Source organism: Micromonospora sp. NPDC047620 (assembly GCF_043205005.1).
Taxonomy (GTDB): Bacteria; Actinomycetota; Actinomycetes; order Mycobacteriales; family Micromonosporaceae; genus Micromonospora.
The window spans coordinates 83,653-103,271 of record NZ_JBIDDG010000023.1 but is presented as its reverse complement, the minus strand read 5'-3'; the positions used below and the strand labels follow the sequence as shown (position 1 = coordinate 103,271).

The 19,619-nt window shown below is 73.7% G+C and carries 25 protein-coding genes; 12 read left to right on the top strand and 13 right to left on the bottom strand.

Annotated features, from left to right (window positions below; genetic code table 11):
* Window positions 1-30 precede the first annotated feature (30 nt).
* The 4 genes from mshC to ACGF5C_RS25220 all read right to left on the bottom strand — a co-directional run bounded on the left by mshC (window position 31) and on the right by ACGF5C_RS25220 (window position 3,586).
* The gene (gene mshC, locus ACGF5C_RS25235; RefSeq protein ID WP_393305407.1) at window positions 31-1,269 is read right to left on the bottom strand and encodes a cysteine--1-D-myo-inosityl 2-amino-2-deoxy-alpha-D-glucopyranoside ligase; all 1,239 of its coding nucleotides are present in this window, start codon (window positions 1,267-1,269) and stop codon (window positions 31-33) included.
* An 88-nt stretch (window positions 1,270-1,357) separates the two neighbouring features.
* Window positions 1,358-2,176: an SCO1664 family protein gene (locus ACGF5C_RS25230; protein ID WP_393305405.1), complete on the bottom strand. Its 819-nt coding sequence runs from the start codon at window positions 2,174-2,176 to the stop codon at window positions 1,358-1,360.
* Window positions 2,173-2,748, bottom strand: a complete 576-nt coding sequence (locus tag ACGF5C_RS25225) for a DUF3090 domain-containing protein (protein WP_393305403.1) — start codon at window positions 2,746-2,748, stop codon at window positions 2,173-2,175. Before ACGF5C_RS25225 ends, ACGF5C_RS25230 begins: the two co-directional genes overlap by 4 nt.
* A gap of 124 nt (window positions 2,749-2,872) precedes the next feature.
* Window positions 2,873-3,586, bottom strand: a complete 714-nt coding sequence (locus ACGF5C_RS25220; RefSeq protein ID WP_393305401.1) for a histidine phosphatase family protein — start codon at window positions 3,584-3,586, stop codon at window positions 2,873-2,875.
* A 121-nt stretch (window positions 3,587-3,707) separates the two neighbouring features.
* On the opposite strand from ACGF5C_RS25220, the gene ACGF5C_RS25215 reads away from it, so the two are divergent.
* A complete protein-coding gene (locus ACGF5C_RS25215; protein ID WP_393305399.1) occupies window positions 3,708-4,316 on the top strand; it encodes a helix-turn-helix domain-containing protein in 609 nt (202 codons plus the stop codon).
* 92 nt (window positions 4,317-4,408) lie between these two features.
* Here ACGF5C_RS25215 and ACGF5C_RS25210 read toward each other — a convergent pair whose 3' ends face one another.
* Window positions 4,409-5,245 (bottom strand): undecaprenyl-diphosphate phosphatase, encoded by an 837-nt coding sequence (locus tag ACGF5C_RS25210; RefSeq protein ID WP_393305397.1) that lies wholly within the window; start codon window positions 5,243-5,245, stop codon window positions 4,409-4,411.
* Complete coding sequence (locus ACGF5C_RS25205; protein WP_393305395.1) at window positions 5,242-6,294, bottom strand: LLM class F420-dependent oxidoreductase; 1,053 nt, start codon at window positions 6,292-6,294, stop codon at window positions 5,242-5,244. Before ACGF5C_RS25205 ends, ACGF5C_RS25210 begins: the two co-directional genes overlap by 4 nt.
* Before the next feature lie 178 nt (window positions 6,295-6,472).
* On the opposite strand from ACGF5C_RS25205, the gene ACGF5C_RS25200 reads away from it, so the two are divergent.
* The 3 genes from ACGF5C_RS25200 (at window position 6,473) to ACGF5C_RS25190 (ending at window position 8,240) form a co-directional block, all read left to right on the top strand.
* Window positions 6,473-7,444, top strand: coding sequence for an aldo/keto reductase (locus ACGF5C_RS25200; protein ID WP_393305393.1), 972 nt, complete (start codon window positions 6,473-6,475; stop codon window positions 7,442-7,444).
* A gap of 74 nt (window positions 7,445-7,518) precedes the next feature.
* A complete protein-coding gene (locus ACGF5C_RS25195; protein WP_393305391.1) occupies window positions 7,519-7,830 on the top strand; it encodes an ArsR/SmtB family transcription factor in 312 nt (103 codons plus the stop codon).
* The gene (locus ACGF5C_RS25190; protein ID WP_393305389.1) at window positions 7,827-8,240 is read left to right on the top strand and encodes an SRPBCC domain-containing protein; all 414 of its coding nucleotides are present in this window, start codon (window positions 7,827-7,829) and stop codon (window positions 8,238-8,240) included. Before ACGF5C_RS25195 ends, ACGF5C_RS25190 begins: the two co-directional genes overlap by 4 nt.
* A 146-nt stretch (window positions 8,241-8,386) precedes the next feature.
* Here ACGF5C_RS25190 and ACGF5C_RS25185 read toward each other — a convergent pair whose 3' ends face one another.
* Genes ACGF5C_RS25185 through ACGF5C_RS25175 form a run of 3 tightly spaced genes read right to left on the bottom strand, consistent with a single transcriptional unit; the run spans window position 8,387 to window position 10,696 of the window.
* Window positions 8,387-9,289, bottom strand: coding sequence for a hypothetical protein (locus tag ACGF5C_RS25185; protein ID WP_393305387.1), 903 nt, complete (start codon window positions 9,287-9,289; stop codon window positions 8,387-8,389).
* Between the two features lie 22 nt (window positions 9,290-9,311).
* Window positions 9,312-10,370: a WXG100 family type VII secretion target gene (locus ACGF5C_RS25180; RefSeq protein WP_393305386.1), complete on the bottom strand. Its 1,059-nt coding sequence runs from the start codon at window positions 10,368-10,370 to the stop codon at window positions 9,312-9,314.
* Complete coding sequence (locus ACGF5C_RS25175; protein ID WP_393305384.1) at window positions 10,367-10,696, bottom strand: hypothetical protein; 330 nt, start codon at window positions 10,694-10,696, stop codon at window positions 10,367-10,369. The genes ACGF5C_RS25180 and ACGF5C_RS25175 overlap by 4 nt, the downstream gene beginning before the upstream one ends.
* 136 nt (window positions 10,697-10,832) lie before the next feature.
* On the opposite strand from ACGF5C_RS25175, the gene ACGF5C_RS25170 reads away from it, so the two are divergent.
* The 5 genes from ACGF5C_RS25170 to ACGF5C_RS25150 all read left to right on the top strand — a co-directional run bounded on the left by ACGF5C_RS25170 (window position 10,833) and on the right by ACGF5C_RS25150 (window position 14,717).
* On the top strand, window positions 10,833-11,450 hold the full coding sequence (locus tag ACGF5C_RS25170; protein ID WP_393305439.1) for an IS607 family transposase: 618 nt from the start codon (window positions 10,833-10,835) through the stop codon (window positions 11,448-11,450).
* Window positions 11,451-11,506: 56 nt separating this feature from the next.
* Complete coding sequence (locus ACGF5C_RS25165; protein ID WP_393305382.1) at window positions 11,507-12,865, top strand: RNA-guided endonuclease TnpB family protein; 1,359 nt, start codon at window positions 11,507-11,509, stop codon at window positions 12,863-12,865.
* A gap of 13 nt (window positions 12,866-12,878) precedes the next feature.
* Window positions 12,879-13,298, top strand: a complete 420-nt coding sequence (locus tag ACGF5C_RS25160) for a YbaB/EbfC family nucleoid-associated protein (protein ID WP_393305380.1) — start codon at window positions 12,879-12,881, stop codon at window positions 13,296-13,298.
* Window positions 13,295-14,350 carry an SseB family protein gene (locus ACGF5C_RS25155; RefSeq protein ID WP_393305378.1) on the top strand — a complete coding sequence of 352 codons (1,056 nt, stop codon included), beginning with the start codon at window positions 13,295-13,297 and terminating at the stop codon, window positions 14,348-14,350. The genes ACGF5C_RS25160 and ACGF5C_RS25155 overlap by 4 nt, the downstream gene beginning before the upstream one ends.
* 175 nt (window positions 14,351-14,525) lie before the next feature.
* The gene (locus ACGF5C_RS25150; protein WP_053655860.1) at window positions 14,526-14,717 is read left to right on the top strand and encodes a DUF5703 family protein; all 192 of its coding nucleotides are present in this window, start codon (window positions 14,526-14,528) and stop codon (window positions 14,715-14,717) included.
* Between the two features lie 74 nt (window positions 14,718-14,791).
* Here the strand turns inward: ACGF5C_RS25150 and ACGF5C_RS25145 are convergent, their stop codons facing one another.
* Both ACGF5C_RS25145 and ACGF5C_RS25140 read right to left on the bottom strand, forming a co-directional pair.
* Window positions 14,792-15,442, bottom strand: a complete 651-nt coding sequence (locus tag ACGF5C_RS25145) for a hypothetical protein (RefSeq protein WP_393305437.1) — start codon at window positions 15,440-15,442, stop codon at window positions 14,792-14,794.
* A gap of 64 nt (window positions 15,443-15,506) precedes the next feature.
* Entirely contained in the window at window positions 15,507-16,835 is a 1,329-nt protein-coding gene (locus ACGF5C_RS25140; RefSeq protein WP_393305376.1) for a M20/M25/M40 family metallo-hydrolase, read from the bottom strand.
* Window positions 16,836-17,017: 182 nt separating this feature from the next.
* Between ACGF5C_RS25140 and ACGF5C_RS25135 the strand changes: the two genes are divergently transcribed.
* The 3 genes from ACGF5C_RS25135 (at window position 17,018) to ACGF5C_RS25125 (ending at window position 18,993) form a co-directional block, all read left to right on the top strand.
* A complete protein-coding gene (locus tag ACGF5C_RS25135; protein WP_393305374.1) occupies window positions 17,018-17,626 on the top strand; it encodes a hemerythrin domain-containing protein in 609 nt (202 codons plus the stop codon).
* A 109-nt stretch (window positions 17,627-17,735) separates the two neighbouring features.
* Window positions 17,736-18,731 (top strand): LysR family transcriptional regulator, encoded by a 996-nt coding sequence (locus ACGF5C_RS25130; protein ID WP_393305372.1) that lies wholly within the window; start codon window positions 17,736-17,738, stop codon window positions 18,729-18,731.
* 19 nt (window positions 18,732-18,750) lie between these two features.
* Window positions 18,751-18,993, top strand: a complete 243-nt coding sequence (locus ACGF5C_RS25125; RefSeq protein WP_393305370.1) for a hypothetical protein — start codon at window positions 18,751-18,753, stop codon at window positions 18,991-18,993.
* A gap of 92 nt (window positions 18,994-19,085) precedes the next feature.
* On the opposite strand, the gene ACGF5C_RS25120 is transcribed toward ACGF5C_RS25125, so the two are convergent.
* Both ACGF5C_RS25120 and ACGF5C_RS25115 read right to left on the bottom strand, forming a co-directional pair.
* Complete coding sequence (locus tag ACGF5C_RS25120; protein WP_350704392.1) at window positions 19,086-19,436, bottom strand: DUF3140 domain-containing protein; 351 nt, start codon at window positions 19,434-19,436, stop codon at window positions 19,086-19,088.
* Window positions 19,436-19,606: a hypothetical protein gene (locus ACGF5C_RS25115; RefSeq protein ID WP_350686336.1), complete on the bottom strand. Its 171-nt coding sequence runs from the start codon at window positions 19,604-19,606 to the stop codon at window positions 19,436-19,438. Before ACGF5C_RS25115 ends, ACGF5C_RS25120 begins: the two co-directional genes overlap by 1 nt.
* Window positions 19,607-19,619: the final 13 nt, after the last annotated feature.

Genomic DNA, 19,619 nt, shown 5'->3' with positions numbered 1-19,619 from the left:
TGCCCGGGGGCGTGGGGAGCGAGGGCTGGGTTAGAGGCGGATGCCCAGAAGGGCGTCGAGGGTGTCGGCGAAGAGGGTGGGGGCGGCGGGGTCGGTGGCGGTACCGGCGAGCGTCGCCGCGGCCCACTCGTCGGCCAGCACCAGGGCGCCCGGCGAGTCGAGGTCGTCGGCGAGGCGGGCGCGTACGCCGGCCAGGAACGCCTCCCCCGACAGGCCGGCGGGCGCGGCGGCGGCCTGCCGCCAGCGGGCCAGCCGCTGCTGCGCGCTCGCCAGCAGCTCGTCGGTCCAGGTGCGGTCGGTGCGGTAGTGCCCGGACAGCAGTGCCAGCCGGACCGCCATCGGGTCGACCCGGTCGGCGCGCAGCCGGGAGACGAAGACCAGGTTGCCGCGGGACTTCGACATCTTCTCGCCGTCCAGGCCGATCATGCCGGCGTGCACGTAGTGGTCGGCGAACGGCGCCGCGCCGGTGAGCCGCTCGGCGTGCGCGGCGGAGCACTCGTGGTGCGGGAAGATCAGGTCGTTGCCGCCGCCCTGCACGTCGATCCGGTTGCCCAGCAGGTTGAGCGCGATCACCGCGCACTCGATGTGCCAGCCGGGGCGGCCGGGACCCAGGTCGCCACCCGGCCAGGAGGGCTCGCCCTCGCGGGCGCCGCGCCACAGCAGCGGGTCGAGCGGGTCGTGCTTGCCGGCCCGGTCGGGGTCGCCCCCGCGCTCCGGGAAGATCTCCAGCATCTGCTCACGGGTCAGGTTGGACTCGTAGCCGAACCGGGGCGCGGCGGCGATGTCGAAGTAGACGTCGCCGGTGCCGTCCTCCAGGCGGTACGCGGCCCCGTCCTTGAGCAGCACGAGGACCTTCTCGGCGATGTCGGGGATGGACTCGACCGCGCCCACGTAGTGCGCCGGCGGGATGATCCGCAGCGCCTCCATGTCCTCCCGGAACAGTGCCGTCTCGCGCATCGCCAGGACCTTCCAGTCCTCGCCGTCGCGCTCGGCCCGTTCCAGCAGCGGGTCGTCGATGTCGGTGACGTTCTGCACGTAGCGCACGTCGAGGCCCGCGTCCCGCCACATCCGCTGCACGAGGTCGAACGCGATCATGGTGGCGGCGTGGCCGAGGTGGGTAGCGTCGTACGGGGTGATGCCGCAGACGTACATGGTCGCGGTGCCGGACGGCTCACTCGGCCGGACGCCCTGCCGCGCCGAGTCGAACAACGCCAGCGGCCCGCCCCTGCCCGGCAGCCGCGGCACCTCGTGTCCCACCCAAGAGTCCATGACCGTCAGCCTAACCAGCCGCCGGACCCGGACACGGCCGCCCCACAAGTGATCATCGTGACAGCTCCGGCGGAGCGGTGTCGGGCGGTCACATGGGGGGCCAGGGCACCGCCGGCCACTCCTGCGACGGCTGCGGGAAGCAGCCGGTGTGGCGCATCCGGTCGACCCGGGCGGCCAGCTCGGCGATCTCGCCGATGGTGAGGTGGTCGGCCAGTTCCGCGCCGAGCGCGCCGGCGAGCTGGCCGGCGAGCGCGTCGAGCATCTCCACGGCATCCCCCGGCAGCGGCCGGCCGGCCCAGCCCCAGAGCACCGTGCGCAGCTTCTCCTCGACGTGGAAGCTCACCCCGTGGTCCACGCCGTAGATCCGGTCGTCCGGGCCGACCAGCACGTGGCCGCCCTTGCGGTCGGCGTTGTTGATCACTGCGTCGAGCACCGCGAGGCGGGCCAGCCGCGGGTCGTCGGCGTGGGCGAGCGCGTAGGGCGTGCCGTCGTCGTCGCGGGCCGCGGCGATCGGGAACCAGCGGGGCGGCAGCGCGTCGGCCGGCACGAAGCCGACCAGCGGCTCGGCCGCCTCCGGCTCGTCGATCCAGAGCTGGCACGACCCCGGCCCCAACGGGCCGTCCCGCAGCACCGTGGGCGGGACCAGGTCCCACCCGGTGGCCCGGGAGACCACGTACGCCGAGACCTCCCGGCCGGCCAGGGTGCCGTCGGGGAAGTCCCACAGCGGACGCTCACCCCGCACGGGCTTGTAGACGCACCGCGCGGTCGCCCCGTCGAGGGTCAGGATGCCGCGCAGGGTGGTGTTGGAGGCGTCGACGAGTCGCCCCTCCAGGTCGAGCCGGCCGTCGCGGAGCAACCGGAGCGCGGCGTCGCCGTCCTGTCGGGGCTGGGTTTCCGACGAGGTCACCGGTGATAACCGTTGTGGCGTGGGCAGAGGTGACCCGCCGGGTCGAGCGGCTGGCCGCACAGCGGGCAGGGCGGGCGGCCGGCGTTGACCACCCGCCGGGCCCGTTCGATGAACGCGCGGGTCGCCTCGGGGGTCAGCCGCACCCGGAGCCGGTCGAGGTCGTCGTCCGGCTCGTCGTCGACGTCCTCGTCGTCGTCCGGCTCGCCCAGCTCGACCTCGGCCTCCGCCTCGCCGGCGGCGATGGCCTCGATCACCACGGTCGCGGTGTCGACGTCGAAGGCCAGCCCGAGCGTGCCGACCCGGAACTCCTCGTCGACGGGCGTGTCCAGCGGGTCGTTGTCGCCGACGGCGGCCACCGGCTCGGGCAGCTCCACACCGAAGCGGCGCTGTGCCTCGGAGAGCAGCTCCTCCAGCTTCTCGGCGAGCAGCGACACCTGGACCTTCTCCAGCGCGACGCTGACCAGCCGGCCGCCGCCGCGCGCCTGGAGGAAGAACGTGCGCTCCCCGGGCGCCCCGACGGTCCCGGCGACGAACCGCTCCGGCGGCTCGAAGGCGTGCACCTGGTGGGTCATACCCACGACCCTATCCGGCGCGCCACGGCACCGCGTACCCCACCGACGCGAATCGCCGCGCGCCCGCCGCGCCCGGCGGAGCGGCGGCCGGGCCCGGGCGTGGCGGCGGGGCGCCGCCGGGCCGTCACCGGCCTGCCCCCGCGCCGCCGCCCACCGCCGCGTCGGAGTCGGCCGCGCCGGCGGCCCGGGCCGCCCGGCGGCGTCGCCTGGGCGGCGGTGGCACCAGGGCGGCCAGGTCGCCGCCGGTGTCGTTGAGCCGCACCAGGAACGGCCGCAGCGGGGTGTAGCGGATCGCTGTCACCGACGCCGGGTCGGCCACGATCCGCTGGAACAGGTCCAGGTGTACGCCGAGCGCGTCGGCCACGATGGCCTTGATCACGTCGCCGTGGCTGCACGCCAGCCACACCGCCTCCGGGCCGTGCTCCGCGGTGACCCGGGCGTCCCACGAGCGCACCGCGGCGACCGCCCGCGCCGCCATCGCCGCCATCGCCTCCCCCTCCGGGAAGACCGCCGCGCTCGGGTGCTGCTGGACCACCGGCCAGAGCGGCTCCTTGGCCAGCTTCTTGAGCGGCTGTCCCTCCCAGGTGCCGTAGCCGCACTCGGTCAGGCCCTCCTCCACCGTCGGGGTGGCCCCGGGCAGCGCCAGCTCCAGGGTCTGCCGGCAGCGGATGAGCGGGCTGGTCACCACCGCCGCCAGCGGCACCGGCCGCAGCCGCTCGCCCACCGCGGCGGCCTGGGCCCGGCCGGTGTCGTCCAGCTCGACCGGCTGGCGGCCGGCCAGCCCGCCGGCTGCGTTCGCGGTCGTCCGGCCGTGTCGCAGAAGCAGAAGGGTCGCCACGGTGACACCCTATGATCCTCCGCCCGGCGGCGGGCGTACGCGGCGTCCGTCGTGGCCGCCGCATCCAGCCCCGCACCGACCAAGGTGGCAAGTAATGTTGCCGGGATGGCAAACTGGCGGCATGGACGACGATCTCGACCACACGCTCGGCGCGGTGGGACCCCGGCTGCGCGCGCTGCGCCGGCAGCGCGCGACCACACTGGCCGACCTGTCGGGGGCGACCGGCATCTCGGTGAGCACGCTGTCCCGGCTGGAGTCCGGCTCCCGCCGGCCGACCCTCGAACTGCTGCTCCCATTGGCCCGCGCCCACGGCGTCACGCTCGACGAGCTGGTCGGCGCCCCACCCACCGGCGACCCGCGCATCCACCTGCGGCCCGTCACCCGGCACGGCATGACGATGCTGCCCCTGACCCGCCGGGCCGGCGGCATCCAGGCGTACAAGCTGGTGATCCCGGCCAGCAGCCCCCGCCGGGAGCCCGATCCGCAGACCCACGAGGGCTACGAGTGGCTCTACGTCCTCAACGGGCGGCTGCGGCTCGTCCTCGGCGAGCGGGACCTGGTGCTCTCCCCCGGCGAGGCGGCCGAGTTCGACACCCGGGTGCCGCACTGGTTCGGGGCCGCCGGTACCGAGCCGGTCGAGTTCCTCAGCCTGTTCGGAACGCAGGGCGAGCGGGCGCACCTGCGCGCCCGTCCCAGGGCTACACGGTCGGAGGAACCGGACGGGCGCTGACCCCGCCGATGGTCTGCGCGGCCCGGCCCGGACACGGGCCGGCCCCCGTCCGCACGAGGCGGAGGCGGGGGCCGGCGGGGCTGCGGGACGGATCAGGTGGCGCTGATGGTGCCGGTCATCAGCAGGGCGAGCACCAGGGTGCCCAGCGCGACCCGGTACAGCACGAAGACGTACAGGGTGTGGTGCGCGACGTAGCGCAGCAGCCAGGCGATGGCCGCGTACCCGACGCCGAAGGCGATGGTCGTGGCCACGACCATCTGGGCGACGCTCGGCACGGAGGTGCCGGGGGCCGCCGGCTCGAAGACGTCGCCGACGCTGAAGATCCCGGACATCACCACCGCCGGGATGGCCAGCAGGAACGAGTAGCGCGCCGCCGCCTCCCGGGTAAGGCTGAGCAGCAGCCCGGCGGTGAGCGTGCCGCCGGAGCGGGACACGCCGGGGATCAGCGCCATCGCCTGGGCGAAGCCCATCACCACGCCGTCGCGCATCCGGAAGTTCTCCAGGGTGCGCGTCTGCCGCCCCCAGTACTCGGCGAACGCGAGCACGAACGCGAAGACGATCAGCGTGGTGGACACCACCCAGAGGTTGCGGCCGGCGGTGCGGATCTGGTCCTTGAACAGGAAGCCGAACAGCCCGATCGGGATCGAGCCGACGATCACGTACCAGCCCATCCGGTAGTCGAGGCTGGAGCGGACCGACTTGTCCCGGATGCCGACCAGCCACGTCCGGGTGATCCGCCAGATGTCCTTGGCGAAGTAGATCAGCACCGCCGCCTCGGTGCCCAACTGGGTGACCGCGGTGAACGACGCCCCGGCGTCGCGGTCGAAGAAGATCGCCGAGGTGATCCGCAGGTGCCCCGACGAGCTGACCGGCAGGAACTCGGTCAGTCCCTGGACGATGCCCAGGACGATGGCCTCGACCCAGGTCACTCGCCGACTCCCGAGAGCTCCAGCGCCTCGGCGACGGTACGCAGCGTCTGCACGCCGCTGTCCCGGTCCGCCGCGAACAGGGTCACCGACAGGGTGGTGACGCCGGCGGCCGCGTACTCGCGCATCCGCTCGGCGATGCGCTCCTTCGGGCCCAGCAGCGAGGTCCGGTCGATGAACTCCATCGGCACCGCCGCGGCGGCGTCACGCTGCCGCTTGGCCAGGTAGAGGTCCTGCACCTCGCGGGCGGCGTCGCCGTAACCCATCCGGGTGGCGAGCTGGTTGTAGAAGTTCTGCTGCCGGCTGCCCATGCCGCCCACGTAGAGGGCCGCGTAGAAGCGGACCAGCTCGGCGCAGGACGCGACGTCGTCGCCGACCACCACCGGCACGGACGGGACCACGTCGAAGCCGGCGAGCTCCTTGCCGGCCTTCGCCCGCCCGGCCCGGACCGAGGCGAGCTGCTCCTCGGCGAACTCCGGGGCGTAGAAGACGGCGAGCCAGCCGTCGGCGATCTCCCCGGCCAGCTCCAGGTTCTTCGGGCCGACCGCGGCGAGGTAGATCGGGATGTGTTCGCGCGGCGGGTGGAAGCCGAGGCGCAGCGCCTTCCCGGGCCCGTCCGGCAGCGGCAGCGTGTAGAACTCGCCGTCGTACGCGACCTCCTTGCGGGCGACGGCCAGCTTCACGATGTCCACGAACTCGCGGGTCCGCGCCAGCGGCTTGCCGAACCGCACCCCGTGCCAGCCCTCGGAGACCTGCGGTCCGGACACCCCCAGGCCGAGCCGGAACCGGCCGCCGGAGAGCGAGTCGATGGTGGCCGCGGTCATCGCGGTCATCGCCGGGGTGCGGGCGGGGATCTGCATCACCGCGCTGCCCACGTCGATCCGCTCCGTCTGCCCTGCCAGCCAGGCGAGCATGCTCGGCGAGTCGGAGCCGTAGGCCTCCGCCGCCCACACCACCGAGTAGCCGAGCCGGTCCGCCTCCTGGGCGAGAGCCAGGTGATCGGCCGGCGTGCTCCACGCCGTCTGGTATCCGAGGCTGAGCCCGAGTCGCACTAAGGTCCTCCCCCATCCGCACCACAGGTCGCATCAGGTTACGCAATGCGGGAAGACGCCCCGATCACCGGCTCACCGCGACCGGGAACCGACCCGGGCGGTCGGAAACACGACGCGCCCGGCAGACTTGACGGGAGCGAGGATGTCCGCGCGGGCCGGTTCGAAATAAGGTTCACCCATGCAACAGCGACCGCTCGGCCGAAGCGGGCTGGCGGTTTCGCGGCTCGCGCTCGGCACCATGACGTGGGGCCGGGACACCGACGCCGACGATGCGGCGGCCCAGCTGAAGAGTTACCTCGACGCGGGCGGCAACCTGATCGACACCGCCGACGTCTACGGCGACGGCGACGCCGAGTCGGTCATCGGGTCGCTGCTGGGCACCCTGGTGCCGCGCGAGGAACTGCTGATCGCCACCAAGGCGGGGCTGCGGCCGGGCAGCGGCCGGCGCCGCGACGGCTCCCGGGGGCACCTGCTGCGGACGTTGGACGCCTCGCTGCGCCGCCTCAACACCGACCACGTCGACCTGTTCCAGATGCACGGCTACGACCCCGACACCCCGCTAGAGGAGACCCTCGCGGCGCTGGACCACGCGGTGGCCAGCGGCCGGGTCCGCTACGTCGGGGTGTCGAACTTCGCCGGTTGGCAGACCGCGCGGGCGGCCGCCTGGCAGGCCGCCTGGCCGGGCCGCGCCCCGGTGGTGGCCGCGCAGGTGGAGTACTCGCTGCTGGAGCGGGGCGTGGAGCGGGAGGTGCTGCCCGCGTGCGAGGCCCTCGGGCTGGGGGTGCTGCCCTGGTCGCCGCTGGGCCGCGGGGTGCTCACCGGCAAGTACCGGCACGGCCGCCCCGCCGACTCGCGGGCGGCCTCGCCGCACTTCGAACGGTTCGTCGCCACCTACCTGGAGCCGCGCTGCTCCAGCATCGTGGAGGCGGTCGCCACCGCGGCCGGCGGGCTGGGGGTCTCGCCGCTGGAGGTGGCGCTGGCCTGGATCCGCGACCGGCCCGGGGTGGTGGCCCCGATCCTCGGCGCGCGGACGGTCGGGCAGTTGCTCGGCGCGCTCCAGGTCGAGCGGATGACGCTGCCGGAGGAAATCATCACCGCGCTGGACGACGTGTCGGCCGTACCGGTCGGCTACCCCGAGCGCGACGGCTGACCTGCCCCGCCGCGACGGCGCCAACGCGTCGGAAATCATTGACATGTCGGCAACCTCCGACATAACTTACGGTGGTGCCTGACGACGACGTGTTCCTCGCGGTGGCGAGCCCGGTCCGCCGCAGACTCCTGCAGCTGCTCGCCGAGGGGCCTCGTACGGCCGGCGACCTGGCCAGCCAGTTCGACCTGAGCCGGCCCGCGGTCGCCGAGCACCTGCAGGTGCTGCGGCGGGCCGCGCTGGTGCACGACGAACCCAGCGGCCGGCAACGGCACTACCACCTCACCGCCGAGCCGCTCGCCCAGGTCGGCGACTGGCTCCACCCGTTCGAACGATTCTGGCGCCAGCGACTGCGTTCGCTCGCCGACGTCGCCGAGGAGGTCGAGTGACCGCGACCAACACCGACACCATCGCCATCGACCAGTTCGTCGCCGCCCCGCCGAGCAAGGTCTGGCGCACCCTCACCGAGCCCGAGCTGCTCGCCCGCTGGTGGGTGCCCGGCGACATCGCCGCCGTCCTCGGGCACCGCTTCCACCTCCAGATGCCCGGCTGGGGAGCGGTGGCCTGCGAAGTCGTCGAGGTCGTCCCCGAGGAGAAGCTCGTCTACACCTTCAACGAGAGCTGGACACTGACCTGGCGTCTGGTCGCGGAGGGCAACGGCACTCGCCTGTTGTTCGAGCACAGCGGGTTCGACCTCGACCGGAAGTCCGAACGGGACGCCTTCGACCGGATGGGACCCGGGTGGCGGGACAAGGTGCTGCCGCAGCTCGCACAGACCGCCTCCCGACTCACCGACTGACGTCTCACCGGGCACGCCGGGGCGGGGACCGACACGGCTCGGGGCGCCACTGGCTCGGCCGGTGGCCGTGGCACCGGTTCGGTCGCGGTCCGCCTCCTGCGACACAGGACACCGGCGTCCGCGCCGCTCCGGCGGACGCCGCCGGCTCAGGCCGTGGGACGCCGACCGGGGATGTCGCGTACGGCGGCGAGGAAGCGCGCCTGGTCGTCGCGGGTGGCCGGGTTGACGACCCGGATCCAGGAGCCGTCGTCGAACACGATGGTGGACGGGAACTGCACGAGGCGGGCGGCGCCGTGGTCGGAGTCGATCCGGGCGACGCGCCCCCGGTCCACGCTCCACAGCACCTGGGGGCGGCGGCGGTCCTCCCGATCGGGGTCGGGGCGGCGGCCCATCCGCAGCAGGTGCAGGTGGGTGTCGGTGACGGCGAGCGGGGTGCCGGTGTAGCGCTCCAGGAACAGCAGCAGGCTGCCGGCGAGCGTGGCCAGGTCGCCGCTGAAGACGTACCGCCGCCGGTAGGCGATCTCCGCGAGCTGGTCGGCCAGCGGCCGGTAGCGGCTGAGCCGGAACAGCGCCCGGAACGCCTCCTGTTCGGCGGTGAGCGGCAGCGGCTGCCGGGGCTCGGCGGCCGGGCCCGGTTGGTCCGCCTCGTCCGCGTCCGGGGTGCCGACGGCGAGGACGGCCGCCCTGCCCGGCAGCAGCAGGACGCCCGCGACGATCCGTACGGGCGCCATCACGGCGTCGACCCACGCGACCGGGTTGACGACGTGGAGCAGCCCGAACAGCGCGCGCGGGTCGAGCGCCTCGGCCAGTTCGGCGTTCACGCGGTCGGCGAGCTGGCCGCCCGCCCGGTGGTTCTCGGGCGCCCGCACCGGCGCCAGGCCGACGTAGCGGATCTCCTCGCCGGGCAGCAGTGGCGCGACCAGGGCGCGCTCCGGCTCGTCGCTGGTGCGGAACTCGTCGCGCAGCTCGCGGGCCCTGTCGCGGGCGGCCCGCGCCCCGCCGAGCACCGCGTCAGTCAGCCGGCCGAGTCGACCCCGGGCACCGGTCACGCCCCACCCCCTCGATCGGCCCTCACCGGCCGGCCGGTTGCTCCGCCGGCTGCCCGAAGACATTCTGGTCGATCCACTCGGCGCCGCCCGCCACCGCCCCGTCGACCTTGTCGTCGAGCTGGTCCGTGCCGGGCACCGACAGCCCCGAGACCACCGCGACGGTGCCCCAGGTCGCGCCGTGCACCACCGCGTTCGGGACGTTCCACGGCAGGTTGGTGACGAAGTCCCGGCCGATCATCCGCGCCCCGTCGGCCATGCCGTGCGCCCGCAGCGCCCCGACGCGCTCGAAGGTGCTCATGTCGAACGGCGTGCCCGACTTGCCGAGCTTCCAGCTACCCTTCGCCGGATCCGTGAACTTGTGGAACCACTTGTCGGGGTCGCCGGCGGCGCGGCGCTTGTCGGCGTACTTCTGGCCGGCGCGCAGCGCCTTCTGCTTGTCGACCAGCTTGTCCAGGTGGTTGCGCAGCCTGCGCAGGTGGTGGAGCACCCGCTGGAGCAGTCGGATGACCTTCTGCAGGTGCGCCGCCAGCGGGCGGATGATCTTCAGCATCCGGGCGAGGGCGATCATGCCCCGGGTGACGCCCAGCGCCACGCCGGCCGCCCAGGACGCGCCGGCGGTGAACGGCGCCATCAGCAGCGCGGTCACCAACGTCACCAGCAGGAAGTTGACGAACTCGACGCAGATGTCGACCAGCACGTCGTGGACGGTCTGCAGGGCGTCGGCGACGCCGCGCAGGTATTCGGCGGTGGCGGTGAACTGCTCCGCGACGTCCAGCAACTGCTGCTCGACCTCGGCCAGCCGCCGCCCGTACGCCTCGCCGGCCGGCGAGCGCCACCCGGCCTGCTCGGCCTCCCGCACGCCGCGGTGGCCCGTGGCCAGTTCGCGGACCTGGGCGGCCAGGGCGTCCCACTCGGCGGCCTTGACGCGCAGCGCGGCCGGCTCGCCGTCGACGAGGTCGACGAGCTGGATCAGCGGCCAGGCCAGGGCCCGGCAGACGCTGTCGACCGCCTTGTCCACGCTGGAGAGTGCGCCGTCGATGCCATTCCACAGCTCGACGGCGGTTCCCGCCGGCCCGCTCACCGGGCCATGCCGGTGCCGATGGCGCGGAACGACGCGTCGATGTCCTGCTCGTTGCGCTCGTACGCCTCGGCCGTCCCGCTCAGCGCCCCGCCGACCCGCTCGAACGCGTCGTGGCCGGACCGGAACAGCTCCATGCCGCCGCTGACCTGCTCGGCGTACTTCTCGCGGAGCAGGTCGCTGACGAACGGCAGGTGCCCGAACGCCCCGTCGGGAACGTCGCCCGCGGACGCGATCCGGCTCTCCAGTGCGGTCAGCGAGGCGGCCACCTGTTTCGCCGCCGCCTCCAGTCGCCGTACCGCCCGCACGTCGACGTCGATGTCCGGCATGCCGTTCCTCCCCCGTCGCCCGGCGGGACGACGATACGATCATGCGGCCGCCGGTCGCCACCCCGGACCGGCGCTGCGCCCGGGAGCAGCTAATAGTGGTTGCTTTCCTTTCTAAAGCTGTCCATAGTTGACTGTTGTGGGGAGTGTTTATCGGATCGGTGAGTTTGCCGAGCGGGTGGGCCGTTCGGTGAGCACGGTGCGTCGGTGGGAGGCGGAGGGCCGGATCGCGGCCCGTCGTCTGCCGTCGGGGCAGCGGTATTTCGACGATTCGGATGTGCGCAGGGTGCTGCAGCCGGGCTTCGCCGTCGGGCGGCGGAAGGTTGTGGTGTACTGCCGGGTCTCGTTGCCGGGTCAGAGGTCCGATTTGGCGTCGCAGGTGGCGGCGATGCAACAGTTCTGCCTCGCTCGTGGTCTGGCGGTGGACGAGTGGATCAGCGAGGTCGGCGGTGGGATGGACCTTCGCCGTAAGGAATTCCTGGCGTTGATGGACGCCGTCGACCGGGGTGAGGTCGCCACGCTGGTGGTGGCGCACAAGGACCGGTTGGCCCGGTTCGGGTTCGACTTGGTGGAGCATTTGGCGGCGCGTGGCGGCTGCGAGATCGTCGTGGCCAACCAGGAGTCCCTGTCCCCGCGGCAGGAGTTGGTGGAGGACCTCCTGGCCGTCGTTAACTCCTTCTCGTGCCGGCTGTTCGGTCTACGCCGTTATGAGAAGGAGTTGAAACGGGCGGACTTGACCATGGAGGGTGACCGGTGAAGGTCACCCGGATCGCCTACTCGGCCCGACCGAATCCTGGCAAGTACGCCGCCCTGGTGGAGCAGGCCCGCCGGCTGGGTCGGGTGCGTAGTGAGGTGTGGCAGCGTTACGGCTCGACCAACGGTGTCGGGTCCGGGTTGAGAGACCGGCAGGTGCGGGACCGCTGGTTGGCCGACGGCATCCACGCGCAGTTTGGTGTATTGGCGAACGCGTGGAAGGAAACGGTCCGCGACGCCATCGCCGACATCACAGCGAACATGGAGGCGGCCAAGGTCGACGTCCGGCGGGCGGTCAGCCGACGCACCAACGATCCGGGCGAGCGTCAGCGGATGTTCACCGCGCTGCGGGCCGACCAGTGGGCCAGTGACCCGTTCCTGGCCCGGCAGATGCGCAAGCATTGGAAGCGGGGCCGCAACCGCACCCACGATCAGATCGTGGTGCGCGCCGACAAGTACCACACCGCCGCCGATGGGCGGGGCCGGTTGTGGCTGGCGGTCCCGGGCCTGGAGCCCCGCAAGATGGTCAGGATCCCGCTGTCCACGACGGTCACGCCGACGGGTACGTTGCGGCTGATCCTGCGCGGTGGTCGGGTCGAGGTGCACTACCAGATCGACGCGGCGCAGATGCGGTCGTCGCAGCGGCCGTGCGGCGAGGCGACGGTCGGTGTGGACAAGGGCTACACCGAAGCCCTGACCGACTCCGACGGCCAGCCCCACGGTGAACAGCTTGGCGTGCTGCTGTCCAGTGAGTCGGACCGGTTGAAGGAACGTAACCGGCGGCGGGCGAAGCTGCGCTCGGTCGCGAACACCGCCGCCCAGCGTGGGGACCACGCGAAAGCGCACCGGATCAAGGTCAACAACCTCGGCACCGTGAAGCGGGACCGGCAGGCCGCCCGGCATCGAGCGCGGGTGCGGACGGAGATCTTCACCGCCGTGCACAAGGTCGTGGACAAGGCCGCCACGGTGGTCGCCGAAGACCTCACCAAACGCTTCACCAGCCGCAGAAAGCTTCCTAAGAACATGAACCGGCGTCTCGCCGCGTGGACCAAAGGAGTCACCGCCGAGGCCCTGAAAAGCGTGTCGGAGCGTAGAGGTTCTGCGCTCGTTCCCGTCAACGCCGCCTACACCTCACAAACCTGTCACCAATGTGGCGCCTTCGGCCGCCGTAGTGGCGACCGGTTTCACTGCACCCGCTGCGGGGTGGTGTGGCAGGCCGACGTGAACGCCGCGATCAACATCCTGCACCGAGCCGGCGACCCCGACATCGCCCTGCACACCCCACACCAGCGGGTGAAGCAGATCCTGCAAAACCGGACCGATCGCCACCGGACCAGACTGCCGGTCCAGGACTCCAGCCCCGCCACCGCAGGGCGGAGAGCGAATCATCCGAACCGCTCAGCTATGAGCAACGAGTAGGAAGCAGGTTCTCATGTCCGACCCGCTGTCCGCGTTCGACGCCCTCGCCGGACGGCTCGCCGACATCGAACGCCGCTTCGCCGGTCTCAGGGACGACCTGGACGAGCTGAGCAGCACCGCGACCGACGACAGTGGACTGGTGTCCGCGACCGTCGACGCCACCGGCGCACTGACCGACCTGAGCTTCGCGCCGACCGCGCTGCGCGTGGGCACGGAGGACCTCGCGGCGATGGTGCTGGCAGCGTACCGGCAGGCCCGGACGGCGGCGGCGGAGCAGCTCGGCGAGCGCACCGAGGGCCTCGACGTCACGCTCGGCGCGGGCCTCAACGAAATCTTCGGCACCCCCGGCGACTTCGCCTCGCTGGGCCGGTTGGAGGAGGCCATGGGGCGGCTCGGGCGGCTCGACGGGCGCCTGCCGGGGCCGCCGGCATGACCTCGCCGGGCTGGCCCGACATCGTCGCCCGGCTGCACGACACGCTGTCCCGCTGCGACCACGACACCGACCTGGAACTCGCCGCGGGTCCCCGCCGGCTGCACCTCATGGTGCGCCGGAACCGGGTCCGGGGGATCTGTCCGGCCTACGACGAGCGGCACCTCGCGGAGCTCGGTTGGCAGGCGCCGCGGGGCGCCGGCGGCTGGTGGCACGAGACGCCGCGTACCCCCGAGGGCCTGCGTTGGTGGAGCGGGTTCGTGGCGCGGACCGCTGCCGCGGTGCTCACCACGGAACCCGACGCGCTGTCCTGCCAGATCCTCCCGCCCACCGGCCCCCGGGTGCGGCCGGCGCCGACCCTGCCGCGCCCGCCGCGACCCCGGCCCCAGGTGGCGGCGCCGCCCGTCCGGCCGGTGGCCGCGCTGCCCGTCCGGCCGCCCGCCGGCCCGGCCGTGCCCGTGGCCCCGCCAGCCGCACCGCCGCCCCCGCCCGTTCCCGCCGTCTCGCAGCCGCCCGCCGGGGACCGGCCGAAGCGGAGCGGACCGGCCGCCGCCACCTCGGTCCACCGGCCCGCCGACGGCACCGCGCCCACCGCCGACGCCCGGGACGGGTCGGCCCTCACCGGGTCCGGGTCGGCCGGCGCCGTCGGGGGCGGGTCGGCGGGGGGCGGCCGGACGGTGCAGGACCTTCTCGGCGACGCCGTCGCGCGGCGGGACCTGCCGGCGTACCTCGGCGTCCTGGCCGCCGCGACGGTGTGCGTACCGCTGGCGGCGGAGCCGGGCCCGGACCGCGACGTGCCGTGGACGGTCGTCGCCGACGCGGCCGGCGCGCCGCTGTTGCCCGTCTTCACCACGCCGGACGCCCTGGCCGCGTTCGCCGGCTCGGGCGTGCCGTTTGTCGCGGTGCCCTGCGCGTACCTGCTCGCCGACTGGCCGGACCCGGCGTGGGGGCTGGCGGTGGACGCCGGCACCCCGCGGACGCTGCTCCTGACACCGCCGGCGCTGGCCGCCCTGCTGGCGGCGAACCCGCCCGTCGACAGCGCGCCCCTCGACTAGGAGGTGTCGGGGACCGGCCGGTGTCGGGGACCGGCCGGTGTCGGGTGGAGCCCGGTGCGGGGGCGACGACGGCCGCGGCCCCGGGCAGGTCACGTCACACCCCGGGACCGGACGGCGGCGCGGGTCACCGGCGAGGGGGTGGCGGACGGCCGCCGGGCTGGGCAGCATAGGGCTCATGGACTACGAGTACGCGCCGCTGCGGTTGCCGCCGAACGTCGACCGGTTGACCGCCGCGGCGCAGTTGGCGATCCAGGCGGAGTTCTCCGGGTGGGAGTTGGCCCGGGTGCGGCTGTTCCGCGACGGCACGCGCCAGGTGGTGCTGCGCCGCCGACGGGTCAACCAGCCGCAGCCGGGCCTGTCGTACTGATCACCGGCGGCACCGCCGGTACGCGGACGCCCCGGGGCCCGGCCGAACCGCCGGGCCCCGGGGCGTCCGCCGCCCTAGTGGGCGTGGTCGTGCTCCTCGTCGAGCTCCAGGAACGGGTGCTCGTCGAGCCGGCCCACCAGCCGGTCGTCGGGCGCCGGCTGGAACGGGCCGACCGGGTCGTCGTCGTCGAAGGACTCCAGGTCGACCGGGGTGCCGACCTCGCTGACCATCACCACACCGTCCAGCGGTTCCAGCTCCGGCACGTCCAGCGCGCCGAGCGAGCCGTCGCCGCTCTGGAGCAGTTCCAGCACCGCCTCACCGACCCCCTCGACGGGTGCCGGCTCGTCGTCGGCCGGGGTGCCCTCCCGGCGGGCCGCCTCGGCCACCCGGATCAGCGCCGACACGCTCGGCACCCGGTAGTCGCGCCGCTGGCGCACCGAGATGACCCGCGGGTGCGGGTCGGTGGGCTCCACGCCCTCCCCGCCGAAGCGCTCGTCGGCCTCGTCCGGGTCGATCGACTCGACGTCCCAGGGGGTGACCTCGCCGAAGGCGTCCAGGAGTTGCTCGTCGTACGCGAAGGAGGCGTTGTTCAGGGCGACGTACGCCTGCCAGACGTCGTCGTCGTCGACGCGGCCCTGCGCGGCTCGGACGGCGGCCAGGTGGTGGCGGGCCGCATCGATCACGCGCTCGAGGGCGGCGTCCAGCTCACCGTGCTGGTCGGTCATGTGGGTCAGTCCCTTCACGATGGGGAGGTTCCCCGGCGGAACACTGGCGTTCCGGACGGGGGGGCTAGCAGGTGCGGAGGAACCGGTCGAGAACCCGCACGCCGAACTGTAGTCCGTCCACCGGAACGCGCTCGTCGATGCCGTGGAACAGCGCGGAGAAGTTCAGGTCGGCGGGCAGCCGCAGCGGCGCGAAGCCGAAGCATCGGATGCCGAGTTGGGAGAACGCCTTGGCGTCGGTGCCGCCGGAGAGCATGTACGGCACCGGCCGGGCCCCCGGGTCCTCCGCGCGCAGCGCCGCCGACATCGCGTCGACCAGGTCGCCGTCGAACGTCGTCTCCAGCGCGGGCTGGCGCTGGATGTACTCGATGACGATGTCCGGGCCGACCAGCTCGCGCAGCTGCCGCTCCAGCAGCTCCGACTGCCCGGGGAGGCTGCGGCAGTCGATGGTGGCGGTGGCCCGGCCGGGGATGACGTTGTCCTTGTAGCCGGCGGCGAGCCGGGTCGGGTTGGCGGTGTTGCGGATCGTCGCGCCGATGATGTTGGCGATCGGCCCCAGCTTGGCGATGGCGGTCTCCGGGTCCTCCGGGTCGAGTTCGATCCCGAGCAGGTCGGAGACCTCCTCCAGGAAGGCCCGGACGGTGTCGGTCACCACCACGGGGAAGCGGTGCCGGCCGACCCGGGCCACCGCCTCGGCGAGCGCGGTGACGGCGTTGTCGTCGTGCACCATCGAGCCGTGCCCGGGCCGGCCCTTGGCGCGCAGGCGCAGCCAGTCGATGCCCTTCTCGGCCGTCTCGATCAGGTAGAGCCGCTGCTCGTCGTTGACGGAGTAGGAGAAGCCGCCGACCTCGCCGATGGCCTCGGTGCAGCCGTCGAGGAGATCGCGGTGCCGCTGGACGAGGAAGTGTGCGCCGTAGTCGCTGCCGGCCTCCTCGTCGGCGGTGTACGCGAGCACGATGTCGCGGGGCGGGCGCACTCCGGTGCGCTGCCAGTGCCGCACCACGGCCAGCACCATCGCGTCGAAGTCCTTCATGTCGATCGCGCCCCGGCCCCACAGGTAGCCGTCGCGCAGTTCCCCGGAGAACGGGTGCACCGACCACTCGTCGGCGTCGGCGGGGACCACGTCGAGGTGGCCGTGCACCAGCAGGGCGCCGCGGCTCGGGTTGGCGCCCGGGATGCGGGCGACCAGGTTGGCGCGGCCCGGCGCCGACTCGTGGATGACGGACTCGACGCCCACCTCGGCCAGCTTCTCCGCCACGTATTCGGCGGCGACGCGTTCGCCGGCGCTGGTGTCGTTGTCCCCGGTGTTGGTGGTGTCGATCCGCAGGAGGTCGCGGCACAGGCCGACGACTTCGTCGGTGGGGTCGGGAAGGGCGGAGGCGGGGTCGCTCGTCATCGCTTCTTCATACCAGCTGACCGGTCCGCTCCGGTCGCCCCGTCCCGCCCCTGTGGCGCAGCGGGGCGAGGCCGCCGGGGCGAGCGCGTACCGCCGCCCGGTTTCGCCGCCGGCGCGGTCGGGTACCGCCGGTCGCGACCGCACCCCACCACGTGCTCCGCCCGCCGCCCGAGGAGGGCACCATGACCGTTCCCCTGCCGCCGCTGCCGCCCACCGGAGAGGACGAGACCTTCCGGCCGGGCGGGCGCAGCATCGCCGACATCGTCGACGCCGAGCACCGGCAACTGCGGGAGCTGCTGCGCCGGCTCACCGACGCCGACCCCGAGCCCGCACCGCAACGGGGGCTGGAGGTGCTGACGGCGGCGCTGTCCCGGCACCTGTCCGCCGAGGAGCAGTACCTGCTGCCCACGGTCCGGGCCGCGCTGCCCGAGGCCGCCGACCGGGTGGACCGGGCGCTCGCCGACGACGCGGCGCTGCTGACCGCACTGGGCGGGCTCGCCGACGACGGGCTGGCCGAGGTCGACGCTCGGGTCCGCCGCCACGTCGAGGAGGTCGGCGCCCTGGTCGCGGCGCTGCGCGAGGTGGCCAGCCCCGAGGAGCTGATCCGCCTGGGCAACCGGCTGGAGATCGCCGAGGAGGCGGCCCCGACCCGACCGCACCCGGGCACGCCGGCGACCCCGCCCTGGAACCGGGTCGTCGAGCCGGCTGTAGGCGTGGTCGACAAGGTGCGTGACGCCGTCACCGGCCGCCCCACCTACCTCGCCGACCTGGCCGAGCCGCCGTCGGGCTGAGCCGCCGGCTTCCCCGCCGGGTGCCCCGGCCACCGGCCCGACACACATCGGAAGGTGTTGATCCGTCCAAGGCCTTCCGCCAGCCGCTGCGGGGTCATACCGTCACTCTATGAATCTGGAGCTGCGTCACCTGAGGGTGGTCTGCGCGATCGCGGAGACGGGGAGCGTGACCAAGGCGGCCTCGGCGCTCGGCCTGGCCCAGCCGGCGCTCACCGCCCAGCTTCAGCGCATCGAGCGGACACTGGGCGGGCCGCTGTTCGAACGGGACCGCCGCGGCGCCCGGCCCACCGTCCTCGGCGAGCTGGTCCTCGCCCGGGCCCGGGTGCTGCTGCCGGCCATGAAGGGCCTGCAGGACGAGGCGGCCCGGCTCGCCGGCGCCGGGGACGTCCCCCGTCGCTACCGGTTCGGCGGGGTGAACAGCCCGATCCTCGGTCGGCTCGTGCACCGGCTCGCCGCCGATCCCCCGCCGGCCCAGATCACCACCCACGCCTCCTGGTCGGCGGAGGAGCTGACCCACCTGGTCGCGGGCGGCCGGCTGGACTTCGCGCTGATCGGGGTGTGCGGCGATGCCGCGCCGCCGGCCGAGTACGGGTTGAGCTGGCGCGAGGTGGCCGTCGACCCGGTTCTCGTCATGCTGCCCGAGCAGCACCCGCTGGCCGGCCGGGCCGAGGTGCCTCTGGCCGACCTGCGCCGCGAGCAGTGGGTCGCCGCGCCCGGCGACGGCTGCTTCGGCGACTGCTTCGCGGCCGCCTGCGCCCGCGCCGGCTTCACCCCCCGCAAGCTGTACGAGGCCGACGTGCGGGTGTGCATCGACATGGTCGACTCCGGCGAGGCGGTGGCGCTGTGCCAGGCGACCTTCCGCCCGGTCGCCGGGCTGGTCACCCGGATGCTGGCCGGGACCCCGCTGCGCTGGCGGCTGATGCTCGGGTGGCACCCCGACTCCCCCGCCGCCCGGGACGCCGAGGTGGTGCTGGAGACCGCGCTGGCCGCGTACACCGACTCGCTGGCGGCGCATCCGGAATACCTGTCCTGGCTGCTGCGCAACCCGGGCTTCGGGGCGCGGGGGCTGACGGCCGCCGGGACGGACGGGGTGCGAACGGCGTGATGTCGGGTATCTGGCGGGCATGACCGATCTCTACCCCGCCGCCGACGACCGGGAGATCCTCCGTCAGGCGGCCGCCGCGCACTCGTCCGCCGCCCGCGACGTGGAGGCCTTCCTGCGCCGCCTGCCGGAGGTGCCCGACCCGGCGGACGTCACGGAGTACGCCACGCTGCTCACCAGGGAGGAGCGGACGCGCGCCGACCGGGAGGCGGCGGCCGACGCCGTGGGCCTGACGATCGGCAGCCTGGAGAGCGACCAGGGTTGACCACGCGGGGCCGGCGGCGCCCGGGAGGTGTTCCCGGGGCGCCGCCGGCCCCGCGTGTCGACGAGGACGGTTCAGCGTTCGACGAGGACGGTTCAGCGTTCGACGAGGACGTCGTGGCCCAGGTCGAGCAGCGAGTGTCGCCACTCGTCGTCGGCGTTGCCGCGATCCGGCTTGGCCTCCAGCAGGTTCTCGATCTCGTCGATCGCGTCCTGCATCACCTTGATGTCCTCCGGGGTGAGGTCGACCTTGCGCTTGGTGAGCACCTTGAGGATCTCCCGACCCAGCGCGGGCAGGTCGAGGTCCGGGTTCGGCCCGAACGCCTCCTCCCCGGAGCCGCGGGTGAGCAGCCACTGCCGCAGCTTCTCCGACGGGACGTTCACCTGGGCGTGGAAGTCGTCCCAGAGCACCTCCACCTCGGGATCGAGCCGCTGCTCTCGTACCATCAGCCCTCCTCTCGACGGCGACGGTCGGACGCCGCCGGCTCCGGCTCGTCGCCCTGCTGCTGGCCCAGGCCCTCCGGCGGCACCTGCACCCGGGCGGGGTTCGCCGTCGGCGGCGCCAGGATCGGATCGGTGCGGTCGGTCTCTTCCTGGGTCTCCTCGGGTTCGGTCATGTCCGCCCTCCGG